The 18,460-nt window shown below is 44.4% G+C and carries 19 protein-coding genes; 10 read left to right on the top strand and 9 right to left on the bottom strand.

Features of this window, described 5'->3' with window-relative positions; genetic code table 11:
• Positions 1 to 14: 14 nt before the first annotated feature.
• The 4 genes from NFR90_RS02560 (at position 15) to NFR90_RS02545 (ending at position 3,008) form a co-directional block, all read left to right on the top strand.
• Positions 15 to 932, top strand: a complete 918-nt coding sequence (locus tag NFR90_RS02560) for an ABC transporter ATP-binding protein (RefSeq protein WP_251450417.1) — start codon at positions 15 to 17, stop codon at positions 930 to 932.
• The gene (locus NFR90_RS02555) at positions 929 to 1,723 is read left to right on the top strand and encodes an ABC transporter permease (RefSeq protein WP_251450415.1); all 795 of its coding nucleotides are present in this window, start codon (positions 929 to 931) and stop codon (positions 1,721 to 1,723) included. Before NFR90_RS02560 ends, NFR90_RS02555 begins: the two co-directional genes overlap by 4 nt.
• 513 nt (positions 1,724 to 2,236) lie before the next feature.
• Positions 2,237 to 2,620: an N-formylglutamate amidohydrolase gene (locus tag NFR90_RS02550; protein WP_251450407.1), complete on the top strand. Its 384-nt coding sequence runs from the start codon at positions 2,237 to 2,239 to the stop codon at positions 2,618 to 2,620.
• Positions 2,621 to 2,633: 13 nt separating this feature from the next.
• Complete coding sequence (locus tag NFR90_RS02545) at positions 2,634 to 3,008, top strand: N-formylglutamate amidohydrolase (protein WP_251450551.1); 375 nt, start codon at positions 2,634 to 2,636, stop codon at positions 3,006 to 3,008.
• Between the two features lie 163 nt (positions 3,009 to 3,171).
• Here the strand turns inward: NFR90_RS02545 and NFR90_RS02540 are convergent, their stop codons facing one another.
• From NFR90_RS02540 to NFR90_RS02525, 4 genes are all read right to left on the bottom strand, one after another.
• Positions 3,172 to 4,455 (bottom strand): L-cysteine desulfidase family protein, encoded by a 1,284-nt coding sequence (locus NFR90_RS02540; protein WP_160335172.1) that lies wholly within the window; start codon positions 4,453 to 4,455, stop codon positions 3,172 to 3,174.
• Between the two features lie 773 nt (positions 4,456 to 5,228).
• Complete coding sequence (locus NFR90_RS02535) at positions 5,229 to 6,203, bottom strand: hypothetical protein (protein ID WP_251450405.1); 975 nt, start codon at positions 6,201 to 6,203, stop codon at positions 5,229 to 5,231.
• A 592-nt stretch (positions 6,204 to 6,795) separates the two neighbouring features.
• Positions 6,796 to 7,197 carry a hypothetical protein gene (locus NFR90_RS02530; protein WP_251450403.1) on the bottom strand — a complete coding sequence of 134 codons (402 nt, stop codon included), beginning with the start codon at positions 7,195 to 7,197 and terminating at the stop codon, positions 6,796 to 6,798.
• Positions 7,194 to 7,739: a Panacea domain-containing protein gene (locus NFR90_RS02525; RefSeq protein ID WP_251450401.1), complete on the bottom strand. Its 546-nt coding sequence runs from the start codon at positions 7,737 to 7,739 to the stop codon at positions 7,194 to 7,196. The genes NFR90_RS02530 and NFR90_RS02525 overlap by 4 nt, the downstream gene beginning before the upstream one ends.
• Before the next feature lie 259 nt (positions 7,740 to 7,998).
• On the opposite strand from NFR90_RS02525, the gene NFR90_RS02520 reads away from it, so the two are divergent.
• The gene (locus NFR90_RS02520) at positions 7,999 to 8,256 is read left to right on the top strand and encodes a hypothetical protein (RefSeq protein WP_251450399.1); all 258 of its coding nucleotides are present in this window, start codon (positions 7,999 to 8,001) and stop codon (positions 8,254 to 8,256) included.
• Positions 8,257 to 8,414: 158 nt separating this feature from the next.
• Here the strand turns inward: NFR90_RS02520 and NFR90_RS02515 are convergent, their stop codons facing one another.
• The 4 genes from NFR90_RS02515 to NFR90_RS02500 form a co-directional block, all read right to left on the bottom strand.
• Complete coding sequence (locus tag NFR90_RS02515; RefSeq protein ID WP_160335167.1) at positions 8,415 to 8,690, bottom strand: heavy-metal-associated domain-containing protein; 276 nt, start codon at positions 8,688 to 8,690, stop codon at positions 8,415 to 8,417.
• 116 nt (positions 8,691 to 8,806) lie between these two features.
• On the bottom strand, positions 8,807 to 9,877 hold the full coding sequence (locus NFR90_RS02510; protein WP_251450398.1) for a C45 family autoproteolytic acyltransferase/hydrolase: 1,071 nt from the start codon (positions 9,875 to 9,877) through the stop codon (positions 8,807 to 8,809).
• Positions 9,878 to 9,975: 98 nt separating this feature from the next.
• Positions 9,976 to 10,524: an NAD(P)H-dependent oxidoreductase gene (locus NFR90_RS02505; RefSeq protein WP_160335165.1), complete on the bottom strand. Its 549-nt coding sequence runs from the start codon at positions 10,522 to 10,524 to the stop codon at positions 9,976 to 9,978.
• Between the two features lie 285 nt (positions 10,525 to 10,809).
• Positions 10,810 to 11,421: an HNH endonuclease gene (locus NFR90_RS02500; RefSeq protein ID WP_160335164.1), complete on the bottom strand. Its 612-nt coding sequence runs from the start codon at positions 11,419 to 11,421 to the stop codon at positions 10,810 to 10,812.
• Between the two features lie 611 nt (positions 11,422 to 12,032).
• On the opposite strand from NFR90_RS02500, the gene NFR90_RS02495 reads away from it, so the two are divergent.
• Complete coding sequence (locus tag NFR90_RS02495) at positions 12,033 to 15,017, top strand: DUF3427 domain-containing protein (RefSeq protein ID WP_251450396.1); 2,985 nt, start codon at positions 12,033 to 12,035, stop codon at positions 15,015 to 15,017.
• Between the two features lie 49 nt (positions 15,018 to 15,066).
• Positions 15,067 to 15,468, top strand: coding sequence for a (deoxy)nucleoside triphosphate pyrophosphohydrolase (locus NFR90_RS02490; RefSeq protein WP_160335162.1), 402 nt, complete (start codon positions 15,067 to 15,069; stop codon positions 15,466 to 15,468).
• A gap of 33 nt (positions 15,469 to 15,501) precedes the next feature.
• Here the strand turns inward: NFR90_RS02490 and NFR90_RS02485 are convergent, their stop codons facing one another.
• Positions 15,502 to 15,741: a hypothetical protein gene (locus NFR90_RS02485; protein WP_160335161.1), complete on the bottom strand. Its 240-nt coding sequence runs from the start codon at positions 15,739 to 15,741 to the stop codon at positions 15,502 to 15,504.
• Between the two features lie 124 nt (positions 15,742 to 15,865).
• Here NFR90_RS02485 and NFR90_RS02480 point away from each other — a divergent pair, with 124 nt between their 5' ends.
• The 3 genes from NFR90_RS02480 (at position 15,866) to NFR90_RS02470 (ending at position 18,432) form a co-directional block, all read left to right on the top strand.
• Positions 15,866 to 16,450, top strand: a complete 585-nt coding sequence (locus tag NFR90_RS02480; RefSeq protein WP_160335160.1) for a LysE family transporter — start codon at positions 15,866 to 15,868, stop codon at positions 16,448 to 16,450.
• 63 nt (positions 16,451 to 16,513) lie between these two features.
• On the top strand, positions 16,514 to 18,022 hold the full coding sequence (locus NFR90_RS02475; protein ID WP_251450394.1) for a Y-family DNA polymerase: 1,509 nt from the start codon (positions 16,514 to 16,516) through the stop codon (positions 18,020 to 18,022).
• On the top strand, positions 18,019 to 18,432 hold the full coding sequence (locus NFR90_RS02470) for a YolD-like family protein (protein WP_251450392.1): 414 nt from the start codon (positions 18,019 to 18,021) through the stop codon (positions 18,430 to 18,432). Before NFR90_RS02475 ends, NFR90_RS02470 begins: the two co-directional genes overlap by 4 nt.
• Positions 18,433 to 18,460: the final 28 nt, after the last annotated feature.

Below are 18,460 nucleotides of genomic sequence, written 5' to 3'. Positions count from 1 at the left end.
CGCGGAGGTTTAATTTGGCAACCAGCAACCCGGCGGCTCTCTGTATCAAGGGCCTTTCGAAAACCTTTCATCAGAGCGGCCGTGAGAAAAAAGCTCTGACCGACATTTCCTTTTCTATTGAACAAGGAGATTTCTTTGGGCTGCTCGGCCCGAACGGAGCCGGCAAGAGCACGCTTATCGGCGTGCTGGCCAAGACGGTTAATCCGGACTGCGGAGAAATTTCCATTCTTGGATACGACATTCATCGGGACTGGCGAAATTTTAAAATGTGCGTCGGCATTGTTCCGCAGGAAATCACCTTTGATCCGTTCCTGTCCGTTTACGAGACACTTCGGCAGCAGAGCGGCTATTTCGGTTTGAGAGACAACGGCAAATGGATTGATGAGCTTTTAGAGGTTCTCGATCTTTCGGACAAGAAAAAAGACAGCGTAATGCGTCTTTCCGGCGGCATGAAGCGACGCGTACTGATCGCTCAAGCTCTGGTACACCGCCCTCCTCTAATTGTTCTTGATGAACCGACCGCCGGAGTCGACATTGCGCTGCGTCACCGCCTTTGGGAATTTATGGAAGATCTCAACCGAAAGGGGCATACGATTATTTTGACGACGCATTACTTAGAAGAAGCCGAGCGGCTTTGCCGAAGAGTCGCGCTCCTTAATCACGGGCAGGTCGCAGCGCTTGAAGATACACAGGTACTTTTAAAAGAATATTCCAAAGATCGTGTGATATTCGCGCTTTCCGCACCGCTGCCAAAAGATTTTCCCTTCCGTTGCGAGAAGCTCCCTAACGGGTTTTACTCCATGTCCTATAGCGGACCTGAAGAGCTTCGCCGTCTTTTAGAGGCTCTGGAAGCTGTCGACCTCAAGCCCGAAGGTCTGGAGCTGGGAAAAGCGAACTTAGAAGAAGTATTTTTGAGGATTACCGACGAATGACCCAATACAAGATCGAACCGCAGCCGTATCGTCCCGGCGCCTCTTTCCTGACATTGCTGGAAAAGGAAATACTGCGGTTTAAGAAGATTGCGCTGCAGACGATTTTTGCGCCGGTGCTGATGGGCGTTTTATATCTGACAGTATTCGGTCAGGTTTTATCCGGCCGCATGCCGACCTTTGACGGCGTTAATTATCTGCACTTTTTAGTTCCGGGTCTCGTCATGATGACGCTGCTGCAGAACGCATTCGGCAACAGTTCCTCTTCGGTGCTGTCGTCCAAGATCATGGGGAGTCTGATATTTATTCAGCTTCCGCCCTTTTCCGGCTGGGAGCTTTCTCTTGCGATGATCGGCGCTTCTGTGGTGCGAGGGCTGATCGTGGGCGGCGGCGTGCTGCTGGCTTCGGTGTTTTGGTCAGCGCCTCCCATGCAGCATGTTTTATGGATTTTAATTTTTGCGTTTATGGGCGCGATGCTGATGGGTTCTCTCGGACTGATCGCAGGATTATGGGCAGACAAATTTGATCAGATCGGAGCGTTCCAGAGTTTTGTGATTCTGCCGCTGACATTTCTTTCCGGAGTGTTTTACTCGATTCACCAGCTGCCGCCGATTTTCCAGACGCTTTCTAGATTCAATCCGTTTTTCTACATCATTGACGGGTTCCGATATGGATTTTTCTCGCAGAGCGACTTTAATCCTTGGGTCAGTCTTTTTATCGTCAGTTTTTTCGGCATCTTATCCGCGGGCTTTGCGACGTATCTAATGCAGATCGGATATAAAATTCGAAAGTAGAAGGCCCTCGTTTCGTCCCGCTTCGGCGGGATTTTTATCGGTCTGCGATTTCATTCAATCGCTGCGGCAGAAAATATAGAGCCTAATTAAACTTGATGTAGAGTCTGCCTTAGAGTCTGCCTCTAAGTACTACAAAATAAACTTTGAGAATTAAAAGCTGTCGAATAATCACATCAGCGCTTTATAAATCAACACTTCACGTCTTTGATACCGATCTATCCTCTTCAGCCTGCCCGAATCCCCATAAAAAAGCCCAAAACATTTAATCTCTGCTCTTATCTGCAGCATATACCTGCCTTACCAAACCATTGCCGGGAATATGCATCCCAGCCTTCGCTGTATTTGAAACACTAAACTTCTTTCTCTAAGTAAGTTTCTCCAATCTGTTACGGACTTCAAGCCTCAGATACCGCCTTTCTTCAATATATTAAAACTCAGCATTATTAATCATCATTTCATCAGCGGCATCTACACTCTAGACCCATAAGTTTTATTTTTGATTCGAAGAAAAAAATGAAATTTAATTTTCCCAAATGGGTTATTTTCCATGTTCCGCATGATTCAACTCATATTCCATATGACATCCGGAACCAGTTTATATTAAGTACGGAGTTGCTCCAGAAAGAGTTCGTCAAGATGACTGATTTTTGGACCCTCGCACTATACTCAAACGGAATACCTGTCGAACAAACAGTTGTCAGTCCGATCAGTCGTTTAGTGGTAGATGTTGAGCGCTTCGCTGACGACAGCCTGGAAAGCATGTCCGGCATTGGTATGGGCGTCATCTATCAAAAAACTCACGATCTCAAGACATTAAGGCGGGAACTCTCTGCGGCTGAAAGAAGTCGTCTTTTGAGAGAGTACTACTTATCCGCATCACTACACGCTAACGCGTAAAGTTAAAGACGCGCTGAGCCGTTACGGGAAGGTCCTCATCATCGATCTACATAGTTTTTCCTCTGAGCAGCTTCCTTATGAAGGTCCCTTGTTAAAAGATCGTCCGGAAGTGTGTATCGGTACAGACCCCTATCACACATCTTCCGAAATCTCTGAAGCGTTTTATCAATCCTTTAATAAAACCTTTGATACCGGGCTAAATGCACCTTTTAGCGGAGCATTGGTACCGCAGGCCTTCTATCTAAGCGATCCGAGAGTTTCTTCAGTCATGATTGAGACCAGAAGAGATTTATACGAAGATGAAAAAGACGCCGAGCTGCTCGAAAATTTTGCAATAACTTCAAAAGCGCTAAAAAGCTGCCTCAGCGCCGCGGTTTCCAGCATATAGAGATCACTGCTCAATTAGCGATAGTGCGCAGCAAAACAATCGGCTTAATTAAAAGCGGGCTCCTTAAATTCATCAGCGATAAGGATGAAAATAATCAGAAAGACCGGAAACGCAACGGCGGATTCCAGTCTATTCGCTCTATTAATAGTGGAAAATAAGTCAGCTATTTACAGATCATGATCTGCAGAACCTGCTTATCTGTTTCCATCATGGATTCTTTGCCAATGGATGTCAGATTCCTAATGGTCTGATCAATGTCGTCACTCACGATGCCTTCCATCTCGGAAACGCAGTGTTCATTCATGGCGAGCAGCGCAGACATCATTGCCGTTGATACGCCGGAAGAAATTTTAAGTGAACATGCGGGCTTTGCTCCGTCGCAAAGCATTCCTGCCAAGTTAGCGATCATGTTTTTAATTGCTGCGCAGACCTCCGGGAACTTGCCGCCCATCAGCCAAGTAATGCCGGAAGAAGCGCCGGTGGATGCCACGACGCATCCGCATAAAGCGGAAAGCCTTCCGAGATTCTGCTTGATGTAAATACTGGTGAGGTGACTCAGCGTAAGCGCTCGGATCAATTGTTCTTCTGAAGCGTCACAGTCTTCCGCATAGGAGACCACAGGAAGCGTCGCGGTAATCCCTTGATTTCCGCTTCCGGAATTTGACATAACCGCGATCGTCGCACCGCCCATACGTGCGTCGCATGCCGCAGAAGTGTAAGCAATCATATGGGCAACCGTTGTATCGCCGAAATATCGGGCTCCGCGATTTTTAATCATGGCGCCTAATGAATGACCATAGTCTCCTGAAAGCGCCAGTTCCGCAGCGCGCTTATTAAGATCTCTTGCTTGCAGAATAAAAGCGATTTCATCCAGAGGGCTCTCAATAGCGAATTCATAGACGGTTTTCATATCGAGCTTGATATCATCATCGCCCTCTTCCTCATCGCCCTGCTGTTCAGCTTCCTGATAAAGAACTTCATCGTCCTTTTCAAGATAAATAAATTTTGTGTGCTCTCTGGAGATAATGGCTCTTGCGGTATGGCCGTCTTTAAAGACTTTGGCGTCTACGTAAAGATTGGAAGGCGCATTTTCATCAAGAAGGATTTCAATCCTGTCCTCGTCAATATAAGCTTTACCGGCAGCGACCGACTCTTCAGAGACATCTCTCAGCACTTCAAGTTCCAGCTCTGAGCGACCGATTAAAGCGCCAAGCGCTACCGCAATCGGCAAACCGATCATCCCGGTCCCCGGGATACCGACGCCCATGGCATTCTTAATAATATTGCCGCTTAATCCGAGTTCAATCTTATCGGGAAGCGCTCCCAGAATTTCCCGTGCTTTTGTTACTGCCAGCGCAACAGCAATCGGTTCAGTGCAGCCAAGTGCGGGAACAACTTCTCTTTTAATCAGCTTAATGATTTGACGACGTACAGACGGATTCAGCATATTGTTAGGCCTCTTAACTTTTGGTCAATCGGACTTTCCTGAGTTAAACGGATAGGTCACCACTTTAACCGAAATCGCTGAATTCCGATAGTCTTGATCCGACATTATTCGAGATAGAAATATTCGTTGTAAAGAAACCTGCTTGAAGCGTAATCATTTTGGTCTCGACCTGCACTGCTGCGGGACGTAATTCGCAACAGCTGCATGAGAGCTGCAAACTTAATTCAGAGATTTTCTGTTCTACAGACCTTCAGTACTTCGAAACCAACAAGCCAGACAAGATATTTCAAGAAAAGGTTTTCAATTTAAATGTTCTCGTCACTAGCAACATTACCTTCAACTAACTTACAAACTTTTCGCTAAACTTCTCAATATCCGAGGGACTGCACACTGCGAGATAGACTTATCCATTGTTACCTCTTACTGTTCTTTAACAATTTTTCGGATAAAACTTTCTAAACGGAGATTAGGAGATGGAAAACTTATTTTCCTTCCTAAAAGGTGGGTTAAATCAGCAAAATCGTGTATTATTTTTTTTAAATTTATTCATTTTTAACTTTTTGAATTTATGTTATAAAATCACATAAGATAGTCAGAATATCTTCCCTGTTTTGAAGGGATTAAGACATGTAAAACCTTAGTTATAACGAAAGAGAAGACAGTGTTCTGGGTTAGTTTTGAAGGTTATGGCTCGTTTGGAGGTCAGACTTATACTGAACTTACGCCTCTTCTTTAACCCAACAAAAAGCCCGCTGTAAGAAGCGGGCTGAAAACTATCCGAGGAGTTTGGAAACGAGAGAGGATATATTCTCTTTACGTTCTGTTTTTATATTGTTTTGTACTTCTTTTGGAAGGTTTTCCAAAGAAGTATTGAGCTTATCAGTTAGTGTCTGGACGGATGATTCTATGTTTGAAATAGAAGATAACACAACGTCTAAATCTCCTATGGAAGCTTTTTCATTTATCTTTTCTTCTATGATGTTCGCAACTTGAGTCACAAAAGGTTCGAGGCTGTCCTGAACAGATTTAACATTTTTCTCTAGTTTTAATTGCTCTGCATCTAATGCTGCAATTTTGGAATTAAATTGGTTAATTGCATCATCTAGATACTTTTTGTCTGAGGCTGTTGAGTGTTCAGAATATACCTTCCCCTGGGGTATCTGCTGTTCCAGTTGTTGTACCCTATACATTAGGGCGTCTATAACAGATCGCTCTACGACGGGCCGTCTTTCCAGTTCCCGTACCCTTTTGGTAAGTGTGCTCAGGAGTTTTTGGATTCTTTTTGTTTCACGAAAGTATTTTTCTGATTCATAATGATATTTATTAACCACATTTTGGTAGTTATTAAATGCTTCGATCGCACTAAGAGTTCCCTTATCATAGTCAGCCTTATAGACTGTTTTGTTTATTATTTGGCCTGGAGGGAGGTCTTCAAGTTTTTTTAATCTAGCATTTATGGAGTCTAGTTCTGTAGGCAAACTCATATGGCATACAGATTTGTCAGGCTGAGTTTGAGGCGCCTCCTCAGATTTTGAGTTTTGGGTTGCTGTCTTTTTGCTTTTAATATTTTTCGCCATCCACTCGTCTAGTGGATCAGTAAGACTTGAGTCAGCCCTAAATCCTCTTTGGCTTCCGGGGGAAATAGTTTGAGCGGCTCCAGGAATTTTATTAGTCATGTTTCTTTCGTAGTAGTTGAATGGTTGCGAATAGCTTTTTCTTTGGTTTTTAAAAAATCCCTGAGTTTTCATTTGGAGGCCTTAGGAATTGCAGACTTTGGGTAGTAGTTAGTAATCCCAATTTTCTTTTGATTTATAAGCTCCTTTGCGGTTTCCTCATCTGTACGCTCTACTTTCCATCGATAGTCTGTAAATAAATAATATGCGTCGTTTCTTTCATCAAAGCAAAGTTTTGCCCATACTATAAAAACAGACCCCGGAGGGTTTGACTCCCTAAGGGTAGTACCACAGCAAACATTGAGGACGGGCGGAAATCCCTGATTTGGAAGAGGGCTGGCTCTGACAGAATGTCGAGAAGATTCTTGACAGTTTATTCTTGTTTTTATTGCGACTTTATAGTATCGCTCAGCTCGTCTGAGAATAACTTCTCTTGGTAAATGAGAAAGGTCCTCAAAAGTAATGGGGGCGGCGTTCATCTTTATCTTCTTGTAAAAATTGCTTATAAGAATAGTCTACTGTTTTTGGCCCTAGCAAAATCAATGGGGATAAACGTGGTGTAGATAACTAATTTCATCTACCAAATTTATAGCATCCGGCTGATATAACAGGAAACGGCAGGACGTTTTACGGGCTTTCCTGGGAAGGTATATAGAAAACGCAGCGCTTAGGAGAGATTTGACTTCTCACAAAATTTTAGAATCTTACGAGGGACATAAGGAGATTTGAAAAAGCCGGCGATTACATTGGAAATATATGGCTCGGCCAAAGGGTCTTGCGGGAGTATTTCTCCAGACTCAATTCTTCTCTCAATAGATTCAAGTTTCCAAACTACAGCTTGTGCATATAAAACATAACTATCATGAGTTATGAAGGGGTGCTCTCCTTGGTGAAGAATGACAGTAGAGTCGTAGGTGGTGCCGGGTTTGACAGAACTTATGTTTACAACCAGAACCCCTAATCCGCCGATCTGGGGATAAAAGCGAGGGGCAGAGCAGATTATGTGAAGATGATTGATAGAACCAGTGGACGCAAGAACTGTTCCTCCCCGCAAGAGGGACAGTGTCATTGCATTTCCTTCGAGAATTCTTTGAGCCGATTAAGTTCAGCGACTCGTTCCAAGGTTGCATGAATTTGAGCTGATGTATATCCCTCTGCTTTCAAAATATCAGCTAATTCAATAGAGTCATCCTTACAAGCTTCCCATTCGGGGCAGATGGTGTGCGTAAGCTTGGCAAGATCGTATTTCCTTTTATTTCCATACTGATCCCAAATGCTGTCAAGAATGCTTTGCATTATCGGGCTCAAAAGTTCAAATGTATCCAAAGGGTCGTTGGAGTTTACTTCCTTTTTTAAACGAACATCGAATTTTTTATGTTCGAGCCACTGGCTGTCAAATTTATCCTGCTTTAGGCTGTTATAGGTATAGTAAGGAACAGGTCCTAATTTCATTGCAGAGTAAGCATCGCCTGTAAGCGTTTCTCCAATATCCAGAAGTGCTTTTCTATCTGCAAGGTACACCAATTTTAGGATCTTCAAATAAGGCATTGCTCCACCGGCCTTCCAGAGGAAGTAGCCGATTATTTGAGTGGTAAGCTCCGTATCATACATTGTTCAACGCCTTCACAATATTATTCATCCTCAGTATAACACTGAGGTGTTTAAAGGGTAGTTTTCTGCTTTCATAGAAACTGCGCCAGCAACACCTAAAATCTCTTTGCTCTTAACCTTCTCCTGTAAGCGGCAAGCATTTTATCAAAATAGTTAGTCTCATTGTTTTCCCTTAGATGTATGCAGGCGTTTACTTATCAATATATTTAAGTAATTGCATGTCGTAAAATTACCAATTAAACGCACTAATGGGTAAAAAATGCCTGAAAAAGATCCTCAAAACCTAAGTGTATTTCACACTGTGCTATCCCTTGTTCTCTTTGGGATCAGCGGTGTTCTTCGGCATGCTCAGAAGCTCATTGAAGGAAAGCCATTCAACATCGGGGAATTCATTTTTGAAGTGATCTCAAGTCTTTTTGTTGGGTCCGTTTTTTACTTGATCCTTCGCGGTGTTGGTGTCGCTGAGCTGACTTCTGTATGGGGTTTAAAGCTGAAACATCATCCCTGCTCTAAATGAGTCGAGAGTAAATACCACCACCCTATTGAGTGGACTAACAACTCATTTAGATAATTACATAGGTTTCCTAATAAGGACACTCAATAAAGAAAAAGAACTGCCCCCCTATTATAGTCAAACATCAAAAATCCTCCCGAAAGAGGACTGAAAATTAAAGATCAGGCCGTTTTAAATGAATGGAACAGTCTTGCGAACAAACTCGGCTTTTTCTCAAATTTCTCCGTACTGAAGCTCTTTACTTGGTAACCTCCTGATTCCAAAGCTTTCTTAATTTCCGCCTGACTCGGAATAAACGGATATTCGATACTAAGCAGTCCTTTTTTATGAGCGGCAGAAAGAGAGGCATTGGGATAGAGCTTTCTAATCAGTCCCTTAACTTGTGACTCACACATAGGGCAATGCATGCCGTCGATGATTACCGTTGTTCTATACATAACCGCCTCGCTTGACTGAATATTTATCAAATGATAATCATAATCAATTAGTTGTCAACCTCTGCCCTAATAAAAAACCGGGACGAGCCCGGCTTTTTACTTCTGACAACAAAGGGTCAGACTTCTTTTGTCAGTGCGTATGTAGCGATTTTGCCTTCACAGGGACGGCCGTCCGTAATCCAAATTCTGCGGGCGGTTAAGTCCATGACGATGCCGTAAATTGTGCAGAAGCGTTTGTACTTCGGATCTCTCGGATCTTCATGAGAGCAAACTGAATCCGGGAAATTCTGGTGAGACGAAAGAATTCCAAATAAGGTCTTCTCGTCCACCGGATAGTTCACTTTTTTTACTTCTCTTCTCAGCGTGTTGTAGCGCATGAAGGTATCGGTCAAGTCACGCTTGAATGTATCCTGCGCCGCAAAGAGCGGAGAAAGATAGTGATTCGTATGGCAGAGCGGCTCTCCCTCGCTCATGATCACATCGAAATTATCCGGTGTGTATTCCAGCGCAAATAGATAGTCCGAGGCCGTACCGATATCAAAATTACTGGCGCCTGCCCTATCGCACTGTGCAACGGCTTCGATAGCGTCGCTCGCTTTATTCGTATTGAGAATCATTCGATACAGAACATGAAGCGGCATACCGATTTTGCCTTTGCCCACACTCAGGGCGTTTAAACAAACACCGATTCCATGAGAGTTAAGGCCTTTACCGCCAATCATGCCCGCTTCAACCGCAATCAACTGATCAGGTTTGCCCTCTTTTTGGATTTTTAAAACGCAAACATTTTCAACGGCAGGAATCAGCCAGTCCCATGTCTGACCCATGTATACATGGCCGTCTTTTCCGTGTTCGCTAAGGAAGCCGACGAAACTGCAGCCGTCCGGTCTTGCAAAAATCACCTCGCTTCGGCAGTTAAGCGTGAGAATGTCTTCAAAAGATACGCCGGCGCCCTCTGCCACGGCATGCATTTCATCAAGCAAATCAGGTGCGCTGTTCTGGATCAGAAAGATGAAACTCTGAGCAAGCTGCTTCGCTTCAATCCATTCCATTCGAGCATATTCTTTAAAAAATGTTCTGTAGAAAGCCAAATTACGGTGAATCATTTCCTTGGCTTCACGACCGTATTTCAGTCCGATTTCCCGGGATGTTCCGGAGAGTTCGATGTATATATGCTGAGGCTTCATAGCGCTTCCATCGGGTGTTTTTATACTTAACCATGCTAGGCTCAAACACCCCGCAAGTAAATATCCCACTTGCGCAGTGTGAGCACCGGGAGACCCTGTCAGAGACGCTCACTCAGCAGGCGAGCGTGTTCCCGACACCTGATTCGAATCTCTTCGAGCTTGATTTCGTCGCCTTTGGCTCCGGCTGAATTTAAACCAAAAGTGACCTGAGGCGGTTCCCAGAGCATAGAGCACATTTTTACGACCTGCGCCAGCGGCTTAAATAAATCCTCTGCGCTGAATCCAAGTATTCCGCCCTCGTACACCGATTGTTTTACTCCGGTCGTGATCGATGCGATAAGACGTTTATTCTCAAGCTTTGAACCGGAGGAACCATAAGCAAAGCCGTAACTAAGCACGCCTTCGAGGTATCTGCGCATAATGGACGGACAGCTGTACCACATGAGCGGGAACTGCCAGACCACCGTATCCGCCTCAATGAGCTTGCGTTGTTCCGCCTCTATATCGATATCGAAATCCGGATAAAGTTCAATCAGGTTCGAGAGTTTAATTTGCGGACGAAGCTTTTGAAGTTCTTCAAGAATGGCACGGTTGGCAACAGAATCCTTCCAATACGGATGACCAATAACAATTAAGGCATTACTCATGTTCTTCCTACCTCCAATATTGCTGTTTTATTTTTACAGGAATCCGAGGCTCTCAGATTTGGAATTTACCGTTTTGGTCACGCAGTTTCTTCTTGTATTTTTTGATCGGTTAAAGCGGGCTTTAATGTGTTCAAAGACCCGATGTGCGATATGCGGCAAACCGACCGGCTGTGCTGAATCTACTCTGATAAGCGAGTGCGTCGGAAAGGCACTACGGCCTCTGACGCACATCTTCTGTCGACAAATTGAATATATCTGCCGATGTACTCTATTTAATTGAGACTATTAAGGTTTCTTAATTTTTGAAGTCAGGATTTCAATTGCGCGCTTATAGTCCTTAGGCTCAAGTTCACGATAAAGGCGATGAATCATTCGGTGGCAGTTCGAACACATAGGTCTCAGATTTGTGTAGTCATTTTCACGTTCACCTTCTGACACCGGAACAATGTGATGAACCTCAATGAAGTTTTCGCCGAGCTCTGGTCCGTAAAACGATTCAAAACTAAAACCGCAGGCTGCACACTTATAGCCATACTTTCTCAGCGCTTGCTTTCGAAGCTGGTTATTCCTTTCATAACTATAAGTGAATAGCTTCTTTTTTCCTCCTTCTACTACTGCTGTCACATAGTCGTCGCTGGGGTTTAAGTTTAAATCTTCTTTTTCTTCGATTCCTTTGCTTCCAGAAGTAACGTTCCCATTAACTACATTTCTTGTATTTTTCTCTTGACTGGATTTTTCAGCTTGATGACAAAATAATTCAAGTGATTTATCCAGTCCTCGTGTAAAAGCTTCGACATCTGAAAATTTAGCTTTTGCACCACAATTTGATGAGTGCCCAGGTTTGACAGGAAAATCCACAAGGTTAGAGTTCAAGCGCAGCTCATCTACGAACTGCAAGGTATTTAACTCATTTCTTATATCAAAAAAATTGGTTGAAAATAGACTGAATTAGTTAAAAATTCAAACACAATCTTAGCGTTACGATTTTTTTGCCACTTTCCTACATACGGGGCTGCTTTTTTCCCATTGTTTTCAATCGACAACGATGGGAGACCTTTCCCTCTAAACTCTGATAATTTGTTAAGTTCTCTAAAGAGTATCCCTCTTATAGAGGAATTCAACAATTTGCTCCCCTTCCAAAATAGTGAGAGTTCTTCTACCAGTAAACCTCTTCATATTCTTTCTCCAATTTAAGGGACCAATATAAATCGTTCCGTTACATTTTAAGATTTGCATCTTTAGATACACTTCTCACGTCGAACCATTCAACAGGAATTTGAGAGTATCTCTTTTATTTCAATGCAAAACACCTCTGTTAAAAGGCTCTCCTCAAGGATCTTATATGCAAAATATCCCACCCAGCGGATCATACAATTCTAGTCTCATAGCTTTTTTAGACTATTAAGGCGACTTCATTTTATCCAATTAAAAAGCCACCAATAACCTTGTCATCGGGGTTTTACCACCTCTTTCCGGTTAAGATATGAAAAAAGCTGAAAGACCTTCGTATGCCAAAAATCAAACTATCCGACAATGATTTAGTAGAGGCACTTAAGACCTCTTTTATCTCAAAGGGATTTATTGATTCCGATCCCCTTTTACGCGTTCAATTACTGTTTAACCAAAAAGGTGATCAGACTCATTCTGTAAAAAAAATAGTTTCTGAAATCATTAAAGAACTTGAGGGCTGCGAGTCTTTTGACTTCAGCGTAGCGTTCATCACGGATGCCGGAAGGCAACTTCTTTATAAAACTCTGAGAACTCTTGAAGAAAAGGGAGTGCCTGGGAGAATTCTCACAACGGACTATAACCTCTTTACACAACCATCCGCCCTAGGCAGGCTATCCGAATTCAAGAATATAAAAATAAAAATGTTCCGATGCGAGGAGCAACAAAAGTTCCATACAAAAGGCTTTATCTTCCACCATAAAGATAAAACCACAGCCATTATTGGAAGCTCCAACCTTACCCAGGACGCTTTATCTTCAACAAAAGAATGGAACGTTCGACTGGTATCTAAAAAGGACGGCGAGTTTATCAGCAGCTTGGAGCACGAATTTAATGAGTTATGGAACTGTTCCCAAAGCCATGACCTTGAAAAGGTGTTAGACGACTACACGGTCGAATACGAAAAAAAGAAAAAGGACGAACGCGCAGCTCGCGAATTGCTGAAAAATTCTGGAAATGCTGAGCCTACGACTCGGCTTTATCCAAATACAATGCAGAAGCCTTTCATTAAGAACCTAACCAACTACTACATCCACGGCGAAACCAGAGCCATGCTCATTTCTGCCACAGGCACGGGTAAAACCTTTGCAGCGGCATTTGCGATTCGCCATTTAATGAACTTGAAACCTTCAGATTGGCCAAAAGATTCCGTTATCCGTAAGTCTCCCAAAAAAATATTGTTTGTCGTGCATAGAGAACAAATTGCAAAGCAAGCGTTGCGGAGCTTCAAAAGAATAAACGGTGCCAATAAGACATATGGCTTGTTAACCGGCAATGGGAAAAAGCTAGACAACGATTTCACGTTCGCTACCATCCAAACAATAAGTCAGGATATTGTTTATAAAAATATCGATGCTAACTATTTTGACGTCATCATCATTGATGAGGTTCACAGAGCTGGCGCTAAGTCCTACAAAAAAATCATGGAGCACTTTAAGCCCGAATTTTGGTTAGGCATGACTGCAAGTCCTGATAGAACTGATGGTGAAGATATTTACAGTCTGTTTGATCACAACATCGCCTATGAAATTCGTCTGCAAGATGCCTTGAACGAAGATCTCCTATGTCCCTTTCACTACTACGGAATATCGGATCTCACAGTTAATAACAAACCTTTCTCAGAGCTCTCCGAATTTAATTGTCTCGAATTTAAGGAGCGAGTTAAGCATGTTCTACGAGCTGCGCACGACTACGGATTCTCCGGAAAACGAGTTAAAGGGCTAATTTTCTGTTCCAGAAACGATGAAGCAAAAGCCCTAGAAATTGAACTGAATAAACAAGGGAAACGAACCCTTGCACTCTCGGGGAAAAACTCGCAGCAAGAACGCGATATTGCTATTCAGAGACTGGTAAGTGATGTAGATGACCAGTTAGCGCTGGATTACATTATTACTGTCGATATTTTCAACGAAGGTATCGACATTCCTGAAATCAACCAAGTTTTGCTGTTACGCCCGACCGAAAGTTCAATTATCTTCATCCAGCAATTAGGTCGTGGATTGAGAAAGGCGAAAGATAAAGATTATGTTGTCGTTATCGACTTCATCGCAAACTACGAAAAGAACTACCTCATTCCCATCGCACTTTCTGGTGATAACTCTTATCAGAAAGAGTCAATGCGCAAATACATTGGTAGTGGTACAAAGATCATCCCTGGTGCCTCAACCGTAGAATTCGAAGAGCAAGTCAAACAACAAATTCTCAATTCAATTGATAGAGCCAAAACAAATTCAATTGGATTGATAAAAGAATCCTACAACATTCTGCGCCATAAGCTCGGTCGAATTCCTCGTCTTGTTGAATTTGCCGAGCATAACGCAATCACTCCATTAAAAATCTTTCAAAATAAGCAGTTGCTGTCTTATTACAACTTCCTTGTCCACGCAGCGAAAGAAAATCTTCCTTTTGTGCTGGATCAGGAACAAATCGAGTTCTTAAATTTCTTGTCCATCCGTGTAGCCGACGCAAAACGCATCGCCGAAGCTGTTCTTCTTGAACTTGTAGTTGAAGCCAAGCCAGGAGAGAAGTTACGCTCAGGATTAACGTCTAAGCTAAAAGATCTCTGGAAAATTGACGCATCCGACGATCTAATCAACAACGTATTTCTTGTGCTCTCTGGTCAGTTTGCGATTACAGAAGCCGAAAGAAACCAAACTGTTAATTGGGCTGTCGTTGAACGAACGGGTTCTGATGATTTTTCTGTAACTGAGAAATTCAGGCGAGCCTTAGAGCAAAGTAAAGAGTTTAATGATCAAATCCAGCAGATAATCGACTTTGCCAAGCAACGTTATTTGGCTAAATTTAAGTATCGCTACAAAGATACAAGTCTGGTCCTCTATGAAACCTATTCATATGCAGATACTTGCCGCTTGTTAAATTGGCCAAAGAACCTAAATGGTCAAAACATCGGTGGCTATAAGTACGATGCCGCCACTAAAACTTTCCCCGTATTCGTCAACTATCGCAAAGATGACGATGCAATCGCCTACGAAGATCATTTCGAATCCGATCGGCTACTGGTAGCGATCTCCAAGACAAAACGATCGGTAGACTCCCCAGATGCGGATCGCATTTACAAGAGAAAGCCAGAAAACAAGGATAATCGGATTTTCTTGTTCGTTAGGAAGAACAAAGAAGATCAAGAGGCAAAATTGTTCTATTTCCTTGGTGAAATTGAAGCTGAAGGTCAACCTGAGAAGATCCTACTTCAAAGCAAATCTCAACCAGAAAAAAGGACAATGCGTTTAAAATCAGGTACAAGTTAGAGACAGCCGTAAGAAGTGATATCTACGACTACATCACTGGAGAATAGTTTTGAAGACAATTGAAGTAGTTGCCGCGATCATCCATCACGATGGCAAGATTCTAGCCACACAACGTGGCTATGGTGAATTCAAAGACGGCTGGGAGTTCCCCGGCGGCAAAATGGAACCGGGCGAAACCGCTGAAGACGCAATCATCCGCGAAATCAAAGAAGAACTCGAGGTAGAAATCAAACCCGAAAAACTGCTGGTCACCGTGGATTACGATTACCCGAAATTCCACTTAACCATGCACTGCTTTATCTCGTCTATCGTCTCTGGACACATCCTCCTCACCGAGCATGAAGCGGCTAAGTGGCTGCTGCCTAGTGAACTGGAAACCGTGGATTGGCTCCCCGCTGACGTCGAAGTCGCGGAAAAACTCAAAGAGTACCTTGCAGGAAAAAATCACTAAAACGATTCGGGCCGCACTTATGCGGCCCTTTCATCAGGCTTCAGAGGCGTAACTCAGAACTGTCGGACTTTCAATGTCGACGCCAAACTGTTTGGCACGCTTGAGAATCGCTTTGGCAAGCTTAGGCTTAAGCTCCTCGGGACAATATCTGAAATACGCTTCCGCGGCGCGTACATGCGCCGCATCCGGCATCGGATATTCTCTTCTTTCCGGAAGCCCGAAAACAGAGTCCGGAAGCTCTTCCTTTTCCTTATAACTGATTCTGTCGCTCATCGTTAAAGCTCCTTAATTGATTCTTCGAAGTATAAAAAATCTGAGATTGGAGCCCGTATAATTTTCGACAGAAATGGGCATAAAGCCTGCTAATTAAACTACAGACTTTTAAAACCTCATTGCCATGTTCCCTTGGGCCTCTTTTCTTCTTTATACGTTCGTGACTTCTATCACGCCCGGACCGAACAACATCATGTCGATGTCGCTCGGACTTAGAGTTGGCTTTAAGAAGACGCTTTTCTTTAATGCGGGCGTACTCACAGGCTTCTGCATCATTACCAACCTGTGCGCTTTTTTCTGCGCAAAACTCAATGAGCTGATCCCGGGCATCATGATGCCGATGCTGATCCTCGGTACTCTGTACCTGCTTTGGCTCGCTTGGAAAATCTGTCAGGCAACCTATAACACCAACGCCGTAGAACCCAAAAAAGGACAGGCTTACTTCTCCGGCCTCTTCCTGCAGTTCGTTAACGTGAAGGTCTTTGTCTCTGCCATTATGTCGCTGCAGATGTTTGTTCTGCCCTATTACCAGTCCTGGGAAGCTTTGGTTTTCTTCGCGACATTCATCGCAATCTGCGGAACAAGCTGCAACTTGGTGTGGTCGGGATTCGGCTCAATCGCGGCCTCCCTTTTCGCCAAATACACCAAACTCATCAACACCGTCCTCGCAGTATCTTTAATCTTCTGCGCGGTATGCCTTTGGATCTAATTCCCTAATCGCCTTTTTCTGCTCCGCAGATATAATCAATTCAAACCACTATCGGAGCAGAAAATGAAGGAACACAGCCAAAAGGTCTATGCCGCCATTGACTTGAAGTCCTTTTACGCCTCCGTCGAGTGTTTCCAAAGAAACTTAGATCCGCTGGATGCGATGCTGGTTGTCGCGGATCCGACCCGCACTTCTAAAACTATCTGCCTAGCTGTCTCACCGGCCCTAAAATCATTAGGCGTCAGCAGCAGGCCCCGCCTCTTTGAAGTAGAAGCCAGAGTCAAAGCCATTAACGCTCAGCGCAGAGCCGCGCTTAAAGGCAAACCTTTCAGCGGCAAAACCGAAAGCTTTAAAGAGTACGCCTCCGACCCGACAAAGGAACTCTCATTTGTGATCGCACCGCCGCAAATGGCGCAGTACATTAAAACCAGTACAAAAATCTATGAGACCTACCTTGAACTGATCGCGGCCGAAGATATCCATGTGTACTCTATTGACGAAGTGTTTATCGACATTACGCCGTACTTGGAAACCTATGCCCTGAGCGCACACGACCTCACAATGAAACTTATCCGGCGTGTGCTTGCCCGTACCGGGATCACCGCGACGGGCGGCATCGGCCCCAATCTCTATCTCGCTAAGATCGCGATGGATATCATGGCAAAGCATATCGAAGCGGATAAGGACGGAGTGCGTATCGCGGAACTCACGGTTGAGAGCTACAGACAAAACCTCTGGTCTCATCGGCCGCTGAGAGATTTTTGGCGCGTCGGCGCGGGCTACGCCCGATCGCTCGAAAAATACGGCATCTTCACGATGGGCGATATCGCGCGCTGCTCTCTCGCAAATGAAGAACTCCTCTACCGGCTCTTCGGCGTTAACGCCGAACTTCTCATTGATCATGCCTGGGGTTATGAACCGTGCACGATCGCGGAAATCAAAGCGTATCGGCCTGAGGGAAAAAGCGTGGGCTCGGGGCAAGTGCTCCAAGACCCTTATACGAACGAAAAAGCGCTCCTTGTCACAAGGGAAATGGCTGATTCGCTCGGATTCGATCTTCTCGCCAAAAACCTTAAAACGGCAAAGCTCGTCTTAACCGTCGGCTACGATATCGAAAATCTGACCAATCCGAGCATCCGCTCCCGCTATCACGGAGAAATTAAAACCGATAACTATGGAAGGAGTGTCCCGAAGGCTACGCACGGAACTATTAATTTGGACTATGCGACCTCTTCCTCGGTTCTCATCCGTAAAGCGGCCGAAGATCTCTTTAATCGTATTGTCAATCCGATCCTCCTGGTGCGCAGAATCAACATATCGGCTGTCATCACGGAAGAGTCGGAACAAAAAACACAGGACTCGGAAGCTCAGCTCGATCTTTTCGGAAGTTTCGACGAAGGACCGGCGCCGCAAAAGACCAGTGCTCAGGAAGAAAAAGAAGATAAAGTCCGCAAAGCCATCCTCGCTGTGCGGGAGAAGTTCGGTAAAAACGCGCTGATTAAGGGCATGAACCTCGAAGAAGGCGCGACCGGACAGCTGCGCAACAACCAAATCGGAGGACATAAAGCGTGAGCGGCCCCTACGACGACATCATTCATCTTGATCGGCCTGTCTCTAAACGTCATCGGCCGATGGAACGCGCCAAACGCGCGGCACAGTTCGCGCCGTTTGCGGCTCTGACCGGGTACGATGACTGCATCAGCGAAGCGTCCAGATTTGTCGATAAACCGCTCGAACTCGATGAGCAGGCGTTGGAAGAGCTGAATCAGCGCCTGAGCGACACGCTTTCCGATCCGAGCAGCCGTGTGCGCTTCACTATCTTTAGGCCTGACCCCCTGAAAGAAGGCGGCGTCACCGAAGAACTCATCGGGCAAATCAAAAAGTTTGATGAATACACAGGCGTCGTCACACTACAGAGCGGACTAAAGATTTACGCGCAGCATATCCGCGCAATCGAAATCCTTAAAAGTCCTGAAGAATAAGACAATCCCGCCAAAGACTTTCATCTCG

Origin of the sequence: Parasutterella muris, from assembly GCF_943193095.1 — a bacterium.
Classification (GTDB): domain Bacteria; phylum Pseudomonadota; class Gammaproteobacteria; order Burkholderiales; family Burkholderiaceae_F; genus Parasutterella; species Parasutterella muris.
This window is presented reverse-complemented; position numbering and strand designations above follow the sequence as displayed.

Coding starts and splice junctions, on each gene's coding strand:
- NFR90_RS02555 (WP_251450415.1), top strand. CDS start 929: ATGACCCAATACAAGATCGAACCGCAGCCGTATCGTCCCGGCGCCTCT.
- NFR90_RS02550 (WP_251450407.1), top strand. CDS start 2,237: ATGAAATTTAATTTTCCCAAATGGGTTATTTTCCATGTTCCGCATGAT.
- NFR90_RS02540 (WP_160335172.1), bottom strand. CDS start 4,455: ATGCTGAATCCGTCTGTACGTCGTCAAATCATTAAGCTGATTAAAAGA.
- NFR90_RS02535 (WP_251450405.1), bottom strand. CDS start 6,203: ATGAAAACTCAGGGATTTTTTAAAAACCAAAGAAAAAGCTATTCGCAA.
- NFR90_RS02530 (WP_251450403.1), bottom strand. CDS start 7,197: ATGACACTGTCCCTCTTGCGGGGAGGAACAGTTCTTGCGTCCACTGGT.
- NFR90_RS02525 (WP_251450401.1), bottom strand. CDS start 7,739: ATGTATGATACGGAGCTTACCACTCAAATAATCGGCTACTTCCTCTGG.
- NFR90_RS02520 (WP_251450399.1), top strand. CDS start 7,999: ATGCCTGAAAAAGATCCTCAAAACCTAAGTGTATTTCACACTGTGCTA.
- NFR90_RS02515 (WP_160335167.1), bottom strand. CDS start 8,690: ATGTATAGAACAACGGTAATCATCGACGGCATGCATTGCCCTATGTGT.
- NFR90_RS02510 (WP_251450398.1), bottom strand. CDS start 9,877: ATGAAGCCTCAGCATATATACATCGAACTCTCCGGAACATCCCGGGAA.
- NFR90_RS02505 (WP_160335165.1), bottom strand. CDS start 10,524: ATGAGTAATGCCTTAATTGTTATTGGTCATCCGTATTGGAAGGATTCT.
- NFR90_RS02495 (WP_251450396.1), top strand. CDS start 12,033: ATGCCAAAAATCAAACTATCCGACAATGATTTAGTAGAGGCACTTAAG.
- NFR90_RS02485 (WP_160335161.1), bottom strand. CDS start 15,741: ATGAGCGACAGAATCAGTTATAAGGAAAAGGAAGAGCTTCCGGACTCT.
- NFR90_RS02480 (WP_160335160.1), top strand. CDS start 15,866: ATGTTCCCTTGGGCCTCTTTTCTTCTTTATACGTTCGTGACTTCTATC.
- NFR90_RS02475 (WP_251450394.1), top strand. CDS start 16,514: ATGAAGGAACACAGCCAAAAGGTCTATGCCGCCATTGACTTGAAGTCC.